This window comes from Streptomyces sp. NPDC091649 (assembly GCF_044756785.1).
Lineage (GTDB): Bacteria > Actinomycetota > Actinomycetes > Streptomycetales > Streptomycetaceae > Streptomyces.
In genome coordinates this window covers 1-13,032 of the sequence record NZ_JBIVTR010000025.1, presented here as the reverse complement: position 1 = coordinate 13,032, position 13,032 = coordinate 1, and the positions used below count along the sequence as shown (strand labels likewise).

General features: G+C 75.0%; 12 protein-coding genes and 1 pseudogene. 4 read left to right on the top strand and 9 right to left on the bottom strand.

All coding sequences use genetic code 11. The features are described 5' to 3' along the window. Positions 1 to 17: 17 nt before the first annotated feature. Together ACIQMU_RS29440 and ACIQMU_RS29435 are read left to right on the top strand one after the other, a co-directional pair. Positions 18 to 362, top strand: a complete 345-nt coding sequence (locus tag ACIQMU_RS29440) for a MerR family transcriptional regulator (RefSeq protein WP_352243928.1) — start codon at positions 18 to 20, stop codon at positions 360 to 362. 177 nt (positions 363 to 539) lie between these two features. Then, positions 540 to 2,165, top strand: a complete 1,626-nt coding sequence (locus ACIQMU_RS29435) for a PucR family transcriptional regulator (RefSeq protein WP_402690069.1) — start codon at positions 540 to 542, stop codon at positions 2,163 to 2,165. 69 nt (positions 2,166 to 2,234) lie between these two features. Here ACIQMU_RS29435 and ACIQMU_RS29430 read toward each other — a convergent pair whose 3' ends face one another. The 5 genes from ACIQMU_RS29430 to ACIQMU_RS29410 form a co-directional block, all read right to left on the bottom strand. Then, positions 2,235 to 3,326 carry a glycosyltransferase family 4 protein gene (locus tag ACIQMU_RS29430; protein ID WP_352243926.1) on the bottom strand — a complete coding sequence of 364 codons (1,092 nt, stop codon included), beginning with the start codon at positions 3,324 to 3,326 and terminating at the stop codon, positions 2,235 to 2,237. Positions 3,327 to 3,647: 321 nt separating this feature from the next. Beyond that, on the bottom strand, positions 3,648 to 5,393 hold the full coding sequence (gene recN, locus ACIQMU_RS29425; protein ID WP_352243925.1) for a DNA repair protein RecN: 1,746 nt from the start codon (positions 5,391 to 5,393) through the stop codon (positions 3,648 to 3,650). 95 nt (positions 5,394 to 5,488) lie between these two features. Further along, positions 5,489 to 6,394, bottom strand: a complete 906-nt coding sequence (locus ACIQMU_RS29420) for an NAD kinase (protein WP_352243924.1) — start codon at positions 6,392 to 6,394, stop codon at positions 5,489 to 5,491. After that, a complete protein-coding gene (locus ACIQMU_RS29415; RefSeq protein ID WP_352243923.1) occupies positions 6,391 to 7,206 on the bottom strand; it encodes a TlyA family RNA methyltransferase in 816 nt (271 codons plus the stop codon). The genes ACIQMU_RS29420 and ACIQMU_RS29415 overlap by 4 nt, the downstream gene beginning before the upstream one ends. A gap of 7 nt (positions 7,207 to 7,213) precedes the next feature. Beyond that, complete coding sequence (locus ACIQMU_RS29410) at positions 7,214 to 7,594, bottom strand: hypothetical protein (RefSeq protein WP_352243922.1); 381 nt, start codon at positions 7,592 to 7,594, stop codon at positions 7,214 to 7,216. Positions 7,595 to 7,636: 42 nt separating this feature from the next. Here ACIQMU_RS29410 and ACIQMU_RS29405 point away from each other — a divergent pair, with 42 nt between their 5' ends. Further along, positions 7,637 to 7,984 (top strand): SCP2 sterol-binding domain-containing protein, encoded by a 348-nt coding sequence (locus ACIQMU_RS29405; protein ID WP_352243921.1) that lies wholly within the window; start codon positions 7,637 to 7,639, stop codon positions 7,982 to 7,984. 100 nt (positions 7,985 to 8,084) lie between these two features. Here ACIQMU_RS29405 and ACIQMU_RS29400 read toward each other — a convergent pair whose 3' ends face one another. Together ACIQMU_RS29400 and ACIQMU_RS29395 are read right to left on the bottom strand one after the other, a co-directional pair. Next, the gene (locus ACIQMU_RS29400; RefSeq protein ID WP_352243920.1) at positions 8,085 to 8,885 is read right to left on the bottom strand and encodes an ABC transporter ATP-binding protein; all 801 of its coding nucleotides are present in this window, start codon (positions 8,883 to 8,885) and stop codon (positions 8,085 to 8,087) included. A 180-nt stretch (positions 8,886 to 9,065) separates the two neighbouring features. Continuing rightward, positions 9,066 to 10,097 (bottom strand): HAD-IIA family hydrolase, encoded by a 1,032-nt coding sequence (locus tag ACIQMU_RS29395; protein ID WP_352243919.1) that lies wholly within the window; start codon positions 10,095 to 10,097, stop codon positions 9,066 to 9,068. A 70-nt stretch (positions 10,098 to 10,167) separates the two neighbouring features. Between ACIQMU_RS29395 and ACIQMU_RS29390 the strand changes: the two genes are divergently transcribed. After that, positions 10,168 to 11,448: a DUF1015 domain-containing protein gene (locus ACIQMU_RS29390; protein WP_352243918.1), complete on the top strand. Its 1,281-nt coding sequence runs from the start codon at positions 10,168 to 10,170 to the stop codon at positions 11,446 to 11,448. 63 nt (positions 11,449 to 11,511) lie between these two features. Here the strand turns inward: ACIQMU_RS29390 and ACIQMU_RS29385 are convergent, their stop codons facing one another. Beyond that, positions 11,512 to 12,300, bottom strand: a complete 789-nt coding sequence (locus ACIQMU_RS29385; protein WP_352243948.1) for a tetratricopeptide repeat protein — start codon at positions 12,298 to 12,300, stop codon at positions 11,512 to 11,514. Further along, a pseudogene (locus ACIQMU_RS29380) lies at positions 12,297 to 13,032 on the bottom strand (hypothetical protein); the annotation flags it as partial. The gene ACIQMU_RS29385 and the pseudogene ACIQMU_RS29380, both read right to left, overlap by 4 nt.

Sequence of the window (13,032 nt, the reverse complement as noted above, 5' to 3'; positions counted from 1 at the left end):
GAACGGGGCACGGGCAGATGCTGATCGGGGAGCTGTCCCGGCGGACGGGAGCCAGCGCGCGGTCGTTGCGGTACTACGAGGCGCAGGGGCTGCTGACGGCACCGCGCGGCCCGAACGGCTATCGCGCCTACGACGAGGAGGCCGTGGCGACCGTCGCACGGATCCGCGCGCTGCTCGGGGCGGGGCTGTCCACCGAGGTGATCCGTCAGGTGCTGCCCTGTGCCCGGGACGGCCGTGCGGGATTCGACTGGTGCGCGGAACTGCGGGAGATCCTGGACGGGGAACTGGCCGAGATGGACGAGCGGATCGCCGCGCTGCGGCGCAGCCGGGGCGCGCTCGCGGGGCTGCTGCCGCGTCCCTGACCGGTCCCGGCTCGGCAGCGCGGTCCGTGGCCGGCCCGGCGGTGCGGGTGGACGCCCGGCACGGCAGCGCGTCGGTCCACGTCCCCTGCCCTGCGCCTCGCCCGCCCCGGGCGGTAGCGTCCTGAACCGGACGACCGCCCGATCGACGGGCCGGGCACGAGGGAAGCGGGCCGGTACGTGGAGAGCCACAGCGGAATCACCGTGCAGCGGGCGCTGGAGCTGCCGGGGCTGCGCGCCGGGCTCCCGGAGGTGGTGGCGGGCGCCGAACGCCTGAACCGCACCGTGCGCTGGGTGCACGCGGGCGAGGTCCCGAACATCGCCTCCCTCCTCAAGGGCGGCGAGCTGCTCCTGACCACCGGCCTGGGCCTGGGCGCCCGCCCCGCGGAACAGCGCGCCTTCGTCCGCCGCCTCGCCGACCGGGGCATCGCGGCCCTGGTGGTGGAGCTGGGCCCGCGCTTCGGCCGGCTGCCCGCCTCCATCGTGGACGCCGCCCGCGCGGCCGGGCTCCCACTGGTCCAGCTGCATCGCGAGGTGCCGTTCGTCGCGGTGACCGAAGAGGTGCACACCGAGATCGTGAACGGGCACTACGCGCTCCTCCAGCAGGCCGAGGAGGTGCACCGGCGCGCGACGCGCGCGCTGCTCGACGGGGGCGGGGTTCCGCAGGTCCTCGGGATTCTCGCCGACTTCACCGCCAACCCGGTGTTCCTGGAGACGCCCGACGGCCGGCTCCTGTACGCGGCGTCCACCGGGTCCGGCCCGGTGGGAGCGGACCCGCTCCAGGTCTGGGAGGGGATGCGCGGCGACCGGGCCGCACGGGAGAGTCCGCCGGCCGGCGCGGTGCTGGTGGACGTGCCCGGCGGCGGGCCCGAGACCGGTGCGGTACGGGCGAGGCTGGTGCTGCTCGCGGTGGCCGGGCCGCTGGCGACCGTGCACCGGATGGCGGCGGAGCGTGCGGCGGGCCTCCTCGCCGTCGTCCTGATGCAGGCCCGGCAGGAGGAGGAGCTGGCCGCCCGGGGCCGGGGCGACTTCCTCACCGACCTCGCGGAGGGCCGGATCGCCCCGGAGGACGCCCCCGCCCAGGGCCGGGTGCTCGGCTTCCGGCCCGGCGGGACGCCGCTCCTCCCGGTCGTCATGCGGCTGGCACCCGAGCTGTCCCCGTCGGGCAACTGGGCGGTGCTGGCCCGTGCGGTCCTGGACGAGCTGGCCTCGGTCGGGGTGCCGGTGCTGCTCGGTGTGCGGCCCGTGGAGGGGCGGGTCCCGCTGCTGCTGGGGCTGCGCTCGCAGGACGAGCGCACGGCTGTCGCGGACCGGGTGGCGGCGGCGTTGCGGGCGGGGGTGGAGCGGGCCGGGCTCGACCGCGCGGGATCGCAGCCGCCGGTGGTCGTGGTCGGCGGCGCGGGCGGCTGGGCGGCGGCGGGCGCGGGACTGCGGCACGCGTCGGAGGCGGCGACGGCCGCGCAGGGCCTGGCCGACCGGCCCTGGTACGACGCCCGGCGCCTGGACATCGACCTGCTGCTGTGGCGGCTGCGGGACCATCCGGACTTGGCGGCCTTCGTGAACCGGGCGATCGGTCCACTGCGCGAGCACGACCTCACCTCGCGCCCGGCGCTGCTGCCGACGCTGCAGGCGTACCTGGCGCACGCCGGCCGCAAGGCGGAGACCGCCCGCGAACTGCACCTCAACCGTCAGACCCTCTACAACCGCCTCGCCCGCATCGGCGAGCTGCTGGGCACGGACCTGGACGACCCGCAGACGGTGCTGGCGCTGAGCCTGGCGCTGCGGGCCCGCCGCCACACGACCTGACGGCTCCGGCGCGGCGTGCCGGGGGGATGGTCCGGCGCGGCGTGAGGGGGGCGGCCCCGGCCGGTCCGGTCAGCGCGTCCGCACCGCAGCCAGCGGCTGCGTCAACTCGTCGTAGACGCTGAGCACATGGGCGATCGTGTCGTCCTCGGTGGGCCAGCCCGCCGCCTGGGCCCGCCCGGCCCGGGCGAGCCGGGCGCGTGCCTCCGGGTCGCCGAGCAGCCTCACGACCGTCCGGGCGAGGGCCTCGGCGTCGCCGTAGGGGACCAGCTCGGCGGCTGTGCCGACCAGTTCGGGCACGCCGCCGACCTCGGTGGCGACGAGGGGCACCCCTGCGCGCAGTGCCGCCTGCGCCGGCCGGGAGCGGCCCTCCCACCGGCTCGGCAGCAGCGCCAGATCGGCCGCGGCGAGCAACTCCGCCGCGTCGTCGCGGCTTCCGATGAGCGTGGCGGGCAGGTCCTCGTCCCTGATCCGCCGTTGGAGTGCGCCACGCTCGCGCCCCTCCCCCACGATGACGAGAAGCGGCACGGGGTCCAGACGCCGCCAGGCGTGGGCCGCGTCCAGCAGTGTGCCGAACCCGTGATGCGGCACGAGACTGCCGACGGCCATCAGCAACGGCCGGTCCACTGCGCCCAGTTCGGCCCGCGTCTTGTCCGGGTCGCCGCCCGGGCGGGGCGGCGGGACGGCGATGGGGGCGAACCGGGCGTCGCGGGCCCCCCGTTCACGGGCCCGGTCCACCAGGTCCGAGGAGGGGGCGAGGACCACGGCCGCCGCGCGCGCCGCGCGCCTTTCCAGCAGGTGCAGGATCTGGCGGCGGGCCCCCTCCGCGTACCGCCGGCTGTGCCAGGTCATCACCAGCGGCACGGCACGGCCGCTCAGCGCGAGGGCGGTGCGGGCGGCGGCGTGGACTCCGTGGGCATGGACGACGTCCGCTCCCGTGCAGGCGGCCCGGAGCGCGGCGACGGCGGCCGGGTCGCTGCGCCGGGGCACCGGGAGGAACCGGGCCCCGGCCGCCGAGAAGTCATGGGCGCGGTCCACCGCGGGCGGAGCGCAGACGGTCACCTGCACCCCTCGCGCCACCAGCCCGGCGGCCAGCGAACCGACGTGCGCGCTGCTGCCCGCGCTGCCGCCGCCGAGGACTTGGACCGTACGCAGCTGTGACACGTTGATTGGCTCCCCGGGTCTCCGGAGTCGGCGGTAGGTACAGCGTCAAGAATGCCAGTACGTACGCGCGTTGCGGGACGCCGTAACGTTGCTGCCGCTCTCATGGCGACAACCGACCACACCGCACCACCCTCACGGGTGAATATCGAGGCAGAGGGTTGCCGTCATCGCGCGCCGTCGCGCCTTCCCTCCGAGGGCGGGGCGCGGTGGCAGGCGGGGGGAGTTCCCGCCCGCCCGCTTACCGCCCACCCGTCGGGTGTCGCGCCCGGCGGGTCACCGCCCGGCCGCCGCGCCCACCCCTCGCCGCTCGGCCCTCGCCGCTCATCCGTCGGCGCGGGCCGTGGCCAGCAGCTCCTCGGCGTGCGCGCGGGCCGTCTCGGAGTCCTCCTGGCCCGCCAGCATCCGCGACAGTTCCCGGACCCGGTCCTCGCCCTCCAGGACGGTGACTCCGCTGCGGGTCACCGAGCCGTCCACGGTCTTCTCGACCAGCAGCTGCCGGTCGGCGAAGGCCGCCACCTGGGGGAGGTGGGTCACCACCACCACCTGCGCGGACCTCGCGAGCTTGGCGAGCCGCCGGCCGACCTCGACCGCCGCCTTGCCGCCGACGCCCGCGTCGACCTCGTCGAAGAGATACGTCGGTACGGGGTCGGAGCCCGCGAACACGACTTCGACCGCGAGCATCACCCGGGACAGCTCACCGCCCGACGCGCCCTTGGCGATCGGCCGGGGCTGGGCGCCCGGGTGCGGGGCGAGCAGCAGCTCGACCTCGTCGGCGCCCGAGGGGCCGTAGACGACACTGCGCCCGCCGATGTCGATGCCGGACGCCTCGTCCGCCGCCTCGGTCTGCCGGATGGCGAAGGAGACGCGGGCGTGCGGCATGGCGAGCGAGGCCAGCTCGGCCGTCACCGCCTCGGCGAACCGGGCGGCGGCCTCCGTGCGCGCATCGGTCAACGCCTGCCCCAGAACGGACAGTTCGGCCCGCAGCCCGTCGCGCTCCGCGGCCAGTTCGCCGATCCGCTCGTCGTCGCCCTCCAGCTCGGTGAGCCGGCCTGCTCCCTCCTGGGCCCACGCGAGCACGGCCGTGATGTCCGTGCCGTACTTGCGGGTCAGGGCGGTCAGCGCGGCCCGGCGCTCCTCCACGGCGGCCAGCCGCAGCGGGTCGGCCTCCAGCTGGTCGGCGTACCCGGCCAGCTCGCCGGAGACGTCGGCGATCAGGATGGAGATCTCCCCGATCCGGTCGGCCAGCGCGGCCAGCGCCGGGTCGTGGGCCCGGACCCCGTCCAGCGCCTGCCCGGCGGCGGCCACGACGGTCGTCGCGTCGACGCCCTCCGGGTCCTCCGGGTTCCCCGCCAGCGCCGTGTGCGCGAGGGACGCCGCCGCCGCGAGGGCCTCGGCGTGACCGAGCCGCTCGGCCTCCGCGGCCAGCTCGACGTCCTCGCCCGGCAACGGCTCCACCGCCGCCACCTCGTTCAGGCCGAAGCGCAGCAGATCCGCCTCCTGGGCCCGCTCCCGGGCCCGGGTCGTCAGCTCCTCCAGGTCGGCCGCGACGGCCCGCAGCCGCCGGTAGGCCGCCGCGTACTTGGCGCGCGGGACCTCCACGGCGTCCCCGGCGTACCGGTCGAGCGCCTGCCGCTGCCGCGCCGGCTTGAGCAGTCCCTGCTGGTCGGTCTGGCCGTGCACGGCGACGAGCTCGTCCGCCAGCTCGGTCAGGACCCCCACCGGCACGGATCTGCCGCCGAGGTGGGCCCGGGAGCGTCCTTCCGCCGAAACCGTACGGCTGATGAGCAGCGCACCGTCGTCGAGCTCCGCCCCGGCCTCCTCGGCCCGCAGCGCCGCCGCGTCGCCCTCGGACACCGTGATCCGGCCCTCGACGACCGCGGCCTTGGCCCCGACCCGTACGAGGGCGGGGTCCGCGCGCCCGCCGAGCAGCAGCCCGAGACTCGTGACGACCATGGTCTTGCCCGCGCCGGTCTCACCCGTGACCGCGGTGAAACCGGGTGACAGCTCCACCACCGCGTCGTCGATGACTCCGAGCGACCGTATCCGCATCTCCTCCAACACGGACATGACCTTACGAGGTCCCGAGCCGGACGCGCGACGGCCCCCGTTCCCGGATTCACTCTCCCGAGGGTCACGGGGGCCGTCCGGCGCCGCCGGAAGCGTCAGTGGGGCGCGCCCCGCCAGCCCGACACCGGCAGCGCGAACTTCGCCACCAGCCGGTCGGTGAACGACGCCTGGTGCAGCCGCGCCAGCCGTACGGGCACCGCGCCGCGCCGTACCTCGACCCGGGCGCCGGCGGGCAGCTCCACGGTCCGCCGGCCGTCGCACCACAGCACCCCGTGCGGGGTGTGCGGCTGGACCTCCACCGCGAGCACGGACGTGGGCGAGGTCACCAGCGGCTTGGCGAACAGCGCGTGGGCGCTGATCGGGACCATCAGCAGCGCCTCGACCTCGGGCCAGACGACCGGCCCGCCCGCCGAGAACGCGTACGCGGTCGAACCGGTCGGGGTCGCGCAGACGATCCCGTCGCAGCCGAACCCCGTGACCGGACGGCCGTCGATCTCCAGGACCACTTCGAGCATCCGCTCGGGCGACACCTTCTGCACGGCCGCCTCGTTGAGCGCCCAGTCGGTGTACACGACGTCGCCGTTGCTGTGCACGAGAACGTCGATCGTCATGCGCTCCTCGACCTCGTAGTCGCGGGAGACGACCCGGGAGACCACCTGGTCGAGGTCATCGCGCTCGGCCTCGGCGAGGAAACCGACGCGTCCGAGGTTGACGCCGAGCATCGGCACCCCGGAGGCGCGGGAGAACTCCGCGCCGCGCAACAGAGTGCCGTCGCCGCCGAGGACGATCAGCAGCTCGCACCCGTCCACGGCGGCGGGGCTGGTGTCCGTGACCGTCTCCACGGTGTCCGGCAGCGGCAGATCGGCCGCCTCGGTCGCCAGGACCCGTACGCCGAGCCCGTTGCGCAGGAGCCCCTGCACGACGAGCTCCGCGCTGCGGATCGCCGCCGGACGGCCGGTGTGCGCCAAAAGGAAGACTGTTCGTGCCGCATTCGTCGTCAACGAGGCCCCTCCGCCACTGCACGGTCGACATCCGCGGGATCCAGCTCAGGTGCGCCGGCCCGCAGCCACAGAAAGTACTCGACGTTCCCCGACGGGCCGGGCAGCGGACTGGCCGTCACCCCCCGTACCCCGAGGCCGAGGCCCAAGGCCCGCCGAGCCACCTCCCGCACGGCTTCGGCGCGCAGCTCCGGGCTCCGCACCACTCCGCCGCTGCCGAGCCGCTCCTTGCCCACCTCGAACTGCGGCTTGACCATGAGGACCAGGTCCGCGTCGGGCCCGGCGCACCGGGCCAGGGCGGGCAGCACGAGACCCAGCGGGATGAAGGAGAGGTCCCCCACCACCACGTCGACCGCCTGCCCGTCGATGTCGTCCAAAGTCAGCTCCCGTACGTTGGTACGGTCCTTGACGACGACTCGTTCATCGGACTGGAGCGACCAGGCGAGCTGCCCGTAGCCGACGTCGACGGCGACGACCTGCCGGGCGCCGGCCCGCAGCAGCACATCGGTGAACCCGCCGGTCGACGCCCCGGCGTCCAGCGCCCGCCGCCCCTCCACGGTCAGCCCGAGCGGCACGAAGGCGGCGAGCGCCCCCGCCAGCTTGTGGCCGCCGCGCGAGACGTAGTCCGGGTCGCCGTCGTCCTCGGTGACGACGATCGCGGCGGCCGTCTCGACCTGGGTGGCGGGTTTGGTCGCGGTGGTGCGGCCGACGGTGACGCGCCCCGCGGCGATCAGCTGGCTCGCGTGGTCGCGCGAGCGGGCGAGCTTGCGGCGTACCAGCTCGGCGTCGAGGCGGCGACGTACCACTCCTGCCACGTTCGGTTCAGCTCCTGTTGTCATGATGCGTGTCGTGCGTGCGGTGCGAAGGCGTGGGCGGGGGACCGGGTACGGCGGCCGGACGGGCGTCCAGCGAAGTCAGCTCGGACCGCAGCCCACGGTGTACATCCTCGTACACCTCGGTGTGCCCGTCCGCCGGGAGGTGGTCGGCGTCGGCCAGGCGCTCCAGCCGGGCGTCCACCGCGGGGTGGCCGGTGGGGGTCCGCACGACCCCGAGGGGCGCGGGCCCGGCGGGCTCGAACGAGGGCACGGCGACGGCCGGCCCCCCGGCTCCGGGCCCGTCCACCGCCGGCCCGTCCCGCGCCGGGTCCGGCTCGTCGGGCGTGCTCACGGGCGGTGTTCCCGCCTCCGGCGTCCAGTCGCTCATGCGGAAACGCTACATCGGCGGGCCGGTGTACCGTCGAGCACGATGGCGACCATGACGGAGTGCCGCAGCGCACTCGACAGACTCTCCGACAACCTCGCCGCCGCCGAGGGCGACGTGCGCGGTGCCGCAGCCCTCGACCGCTCGCTGAGCTGTCACATCAAGGACCTCGACATCACGTTCACCGGCCGGCTGGCCGATGGCCGGATCCGGGTGCGGGACACGGTCGAGGGGCCGCCCCGGGAGAAGGCGGAGATCAGGCTCGCGATGACGGGCGACGACCTGGTGGCGCTGGTGGACGGCGACCTGAACTTCGGCAAGGCGTGGGCCTCGGGCCGCGTACGCCTGGAAGCGGGCTTCCGTGACCTGCTGAAACTGAGGTCACTGCTGTAGCCGCCGAAGGCGGGCTCCAAGGCTCGCCGAAGCCCGGATCACGGCCCGGGCAGATGGAGCCGCCCGCCCGGCCGCCGGCCGCGCCCGCCCTCCGGGGGCCTCAGGCTGCCGCCTTCCGGGCCCTCCGGGCCGCCGGCACCACCAGCGGCGTACCGGTCTCGGGATCGTCGATCACCTGGCAGCGCATCCCGAACACCCGCTCCACCAGCGCCGCGTCGACCACGTCCGACGGGGCGCCCTCAGCGACGATCTTCCCGTCCCGCATCGCGATGAGGTGCGTGGCGTACCGCGCGGCGTGGTTCAGGTCGTGGAGCACGGCGACCAGGGTGCGGCCCTGCGTCTCGTGCAGCTCCGCGCACAGGTCGAGGACGTCGATCTGGTGCTGGATGTCGAGGTACGTCGTGGGCTCGTCGAGCAGCAGCAGCGGCGTCTGCTGGGCCAGCGCCATGGCGATCCAGACCCGCTGACGCTGGCCGCCGGACAGTTCGTCGACATGACGGCCGGCCAGCTCGGCGACGCCGGTGGACTCCATGGACGCGTCGACCACCCGCTCGTCCTCCGGCGACCACTGCCGCAGCAGCCCCTGGTGCGGGTACCGGCCGCGGGCGACGAGGTCGGCGACGGTGATCCCGTCCGGGGCTATGGAGGACTGCGGCAGCAGCCCCAGCGTCCGGGCGACGTTCTTCGCGGGCAGCTGGTGGATGCTCCGCCCGTCCAGCAGCACCTGCCCCCGGCTCGGCCTCAGCATCCGGGCGAGGGCCCGCAGCAGGGTCGACTTGCCGCAGGCGTTGGGCCCGACGATCACGGTGAAGGAGTGGTCGGGAATCTCCACCGAGAGGTTCTCGGTGATGACCCGCTGGTCGTAGCCGAGGGTCACCGATTCCGCGGTGAGGCGCTGCATGGTCGTACTCCCGGAGTCGGTGAGGTGGAGCGGGCACTGCGCGGGGCGCGGGAGGACCATCGGGCAGCGCCAGGTTAGGTTAACCTATCTTCCCCCTCGCGCCACTGGCCCCCGGGCCGCCGCCCCACGCGTTCGGCGCCCTCCCGCGCACGGGAGGCCGGGCGGCGCCGAGGGCCTGGTTCAGAGGCCGAGCCCGGCGAGGGCCTTCGCCGCGTCCAGCCCGCACACGCCCGGTCCGGCGAAGGTCCAGGCGGCCGCGCAGAGGGCCCGCAGCCCGTCGAGGGCCTCGCCCTCGCCCTCCACGACCAGCTCCTCCCCGCGCACTGCGGCCGTCCAGCCCCCGCACCGGTACGCCGCACCGGCCGGCGTCACCTCGGGCTGCCCGGTCAGCAGCCCCCGCAGGTCCCGGTCCACATAGGTCGGGCGGTGCTGCGGCGGGGCGGCGAGGAGCTGGGCCCCGTCGGTCACCCCGGTGAGGACCAGCAGGGAGTCCACACCCCCGTTGAACGCGCCCTCGATGTCCGTGTCCAGCCGGTCCCCGACGACGATCGGCCGCTTCGCCCCGGTCCGCAGCACGGTCTCGCGGTGCATCGGCGGCAACGGCTTCCCCGCCACCTGCGGCTCGGCGCCGGTGGCGATCCGTACGACCTCGACCGCGGCCCCGTTGCCCGGCGCGATGCCCCGGGCACCGGGGATGGTCAGGTCGGTGTTGGACGCGAACCACGGCAGCCCGCGCCGGATCGCGTAGCTCGCCTCGGCGAACCGCCCCCACACCATGTCCGGACCGCCGTACCCCTGGACCACCGCCACCGGGCCGTCGTCCGCCGACTCCACGGGGACGAGCCCGCGCTCGCGCAGCGCGACCCGCAGACCTTCCCCGCCGATCGCCAGCACCCGGGAACCGGCCGGAAGCCGACCCGCGGCGAGCCGGGCGACGGCCTGGGCGGAGGTGATCACGTCGGCGGGTTCGGCGGGCACCCCCAGCTCCGTCAGGTGCTCCGCCACCGCGTCCGGTGTCCGCAGCGCGTTGTTGGTGACGTACGCGAGGCGCATGCCCCCGGCCCGCGCGCCGGCCAGGGATTCCACGGCGTGGCCGATGGCCTCGCCGCCCGCGTACACGACCCCGTCCAGGTCGAGGAGAGCCGTGTCGTACGCCTCGCTCAGCGCCGTACCGCTCCCCGACGGCCGGCGCCTGTCCTGCTGCTGGCTCATATCGCTCGCTCCTCTTCCGGGCCTCTGCCCCGATCATCGCGTCCGTCCCCAGCACACATACGATGCCCTGATGAACACTTCAGGTCCCGTCGAGCAGGGGCTGCGGATCATCCCGTTCCGCGGACTGCGTTACGTCCCCGAGCGGGTCGGCAGCCTTGCCGCCGTGACCTCGCCCCCGTACGACGTGGTCGTCCGGCCCGACGGGCTGCACCACCTGGAGTCCGCGGATCCGCACAACATCGTGCGCCTCATCCTCCCCCAGGCGGACACCGCCCGGGACCGGCACCGGCAGGCGGCGGCCACGCTGGACCGCTGGCTGGCCGAGGGGGTCATCGCCCCGGACCCGGAGCCGGTGCTGTACGTCTACGAGCAGCGGAACGACGAGATCCTCCAGCGGGGCGTGATCGGCGCCCTGGCCCTCTCCCCCGCTGCCGACGGCATCGTGCTGCCCCACGAGGACGTCATGGACGACGTCGTCGCGGACCGCGCGGAGCTGATGCGCACGACAGGGGCCCATCTGGAACCGCTGCTGCTGACCTACCGGAGCGACGAGGGCCCGGCGGCGGGGACGGCAGCGGTGATCGAGCGCACGGTCCGGCGGGAGCCGCTGCTCGCCACCACGACGGAGGACGGTTTCCGGCACCGGCTCTGGGCCGTGACGGAGGCGTCGGACCGGGACGAGATCGAGTCGGACCTCGCCCGCCACCAGGCGCTGATCGCGGACGGCCACCACCGGTGGGCCACCTATCTCCGGCTCCGGCGGGAACAGACCGCCCCCGGACCGTGGGACTTCGGCCTCGTCCTCCTCGTCGACACGGCCCGCCACCCGCTCCAGGTCCGCGCCATCCACCGGCTCCTGCGGGGACTGCCGGTGCCCCGGGCCCTGGAAGCGCTGACCGGCCTCTTCCGCGTCCGGCCGGTCGCGGGGCCGCTTCCCCGGGCGCTGGACGCGCTGGCCGAAGCGGCGGCCGGGGGCAACGCGTTCCTCCTCGCCGGCGACGGCGGTTTCCATCTGGTGGACCGTCCCGACCCGGCCCTGCTGGCCCGCACGGTACGGACGGACCGCCCCGACGCCTGGCGCACCCTGGACGCGACGGTCCTGCACTCCGCGCTGCTCGACGCCGTGTGGCGGATACCCGACGCACCCGAGCACATCGGCTACATCCATGACGCCGCCGCGGCCGTCGAACAGGCGGAACGCCTCAATGCCACGGCGGTGCTGATGCATCCCGTACGCGAGGAGGTCGTGCGGGACCTGGCCCGGCAGGGCGTCACCATGCCCCGGAAGTCGACGTCGTTCGGCCCGAAGCCGGCCACGGGCCTGGTCATGCGGAGTCTCGCCCTCGACTGAGCCGCCTCCGGACAGGAAGAGGGGCGGCACTCCGGTGGGAGTGCCGCCCCTCTTCGTCAGCCGTCAGCCCTTGGCCGAACCGTCCGCAGAACCGTCCCGGTCATCGTCCTCGTCGCTCTCGTCGCCCTCGACCTCGCGGTCGGCGTCGTCGCGCACGTCGTTCTCGTCGTCCTCGTCGTCCCGGCGTTCGGGCGTGTCCTCGGCACGGGGCACGTCGTCGTCGCCCGCGACGTCACCGAGGACGTCGACGAACTCCACGCCGTCGAGCACGGCCAGCCGGTCCGACGCGTCGGTGGAACCGTCCTTGTCGGCCTCCAGCGCCTTCCCGAACCACTCCCGCGCCTCGTCCTCGCGCCCAGCCTCCAGCAGGGCGTCCGCGTACGCGTAGCGAAGTCGCGGCGTCCACGGCTGCACGGAGTTGGACGCCAGCTCGGGGCCCTGGAGCGTCACGATCGCGGCGTCGATCTGGCCCATGTCACGGCGAGCCCCGGCGGCCACCAGCCGCATCTCGACCTGCCCGGCCTTGTCCAGCTTCTGCACCTCGGGTTCACCGGCCATGGCCATCGCCCGCTCGGGCCGCCCGAGCCCGCGCTCGCAGTCCGCCATGACGGGCCACAGGTCCACGGACCCGGTCATCCGCCGGGACGCCCGGAACTCGGCGAGCGCCTCGGCGTACTTCTGCGTCGCGTACGCCGCGAACCCGGCCGCCTCGCGCACAGCGGCGACGCGGGACGCGAGCCGGAGGGCGATACGGGCGTACGCGTACGCCTCCTCGGGGTCCTCGTCGATCAGCCGGGCCACCATGACGAGGTTGCGCGCGACGTCCTCGGCCAGGGTCTTCGGCAGGCTCATGAGCTCCTGGCGTACGTCCTTGTCGATCTCGTCGCCCGTGACGTCGTCCGGGATCGGCAGCCGCTTGATCGGCTCGCGGTCGCGGTCCCGGTCGTCGCGTCCCCGGAAACCACCACGGTCCCGGTCGTCGCGCCGGCCGCCACGGCTTCCGCCCCGGTCCCTGTCACGGTCGTCACGGCGGAAGCCACCGCCGGAGGGCCGGTCGTCGTCACGGCGGAAGCCGCCGCCGGAGGGCCGGTCGTCGTCACGGCGGAAGCCACCGCCGGAGGGGCGGTCGTCGTCTCGGCGCGGGCCACGGGGACGGTCGTCCCGGCGCTCGAAGCCACCGCTGGGACGGCCACCACGGTCGCCACCACGGTCATCGCGCTGCTGACCTCCGCGGTACCCACCACGGTCGTCATCACGACGCGGCGCACGGTCACGGTCCCGGTCATCACGACGGAAACCGCCGCCCGAAGGCCGGCTGTCGTCACGGCGGAAGCCACCGCCGGAGGGGCGGTCGTCGTCTCGGCGCGGGCCACGGGGGCGATCGTCGCGGCGCTCGAAGCCACCGCCACGGTTGTCGTCACGGCGGAAACCACCACCGGAGCCACCACCACGGTCATCGCGAGGGAAGCCACCGCCACGGTTGTCGTCACGGCGGAAGCCGCCGCCGGAGCCACCGCCACGGCTGTCGTCGCGACGGAAGCCACCGCCGGAGGGGCGGTCGTCGTCTCGGCGCGGGCCACGGGG

Bases quoted from the DNA above. Each gene is read 5' to 3' on its own strand.
- ACIQMU_RS29440 (WP_352243928.1), top strand. From the start codon at position 18: ATGCTGATCGGGGAGCTGTCCCGGCGGACGGGAGCCAGCGCGCGGTCG.
- recN (WP_352243925.1), bottom strand. From the start codon at position 5,393: ATGTCCGTGTTGGAGGAGATGCGGATACGGTCGCTCGGAGTCATCGAC.
- ACIQMU_RS29410 (WP_352243922.1), bottom strand. From the start codon at position 7,594: ATGAGCGACTGGACGCCGGAGGCGGGAACACCGCCCGTGAGCACGCCC.
- ACIQMU_RS29405 (WP_352243921.1), top strand. From the start codon at position 7,637: ATGGCGACCATGACGGAGTGCCGCAGCGCACTCGACAGACTCTCCGAC.
- ACIQMU_RS29400 (WP_352243920.1), bottom strand. From the start codon at position 8,885: ATGCAGCGCCTCACCGCGGAATCGGTGACCCTCGGCTACGACCAGCGG.
- ACIQMU_RS29395 (WP_352243919.1), bottom strand. From the start codon at position 10,097: ATGAGCCAGCAGCAGGACAGGCGCCGGCCGTCGGGGAGCGGTACGGCG.
- ACIQMU_RS29390 (WP_352243918.1), top strand. From the start codon at position 10,168: ATGAACACTTCAGGTCCCGTCGAGCAGGGGCTGCGGATCATCCCGTTC.
- ACIQMU_RS29385 (WP_352243948.1), bottom strand. From the start codon at position 12,300: ATGAGCCTGCCGAAGACCCTGGCCGAGGACGTCGCGCGCAACCTCGTC.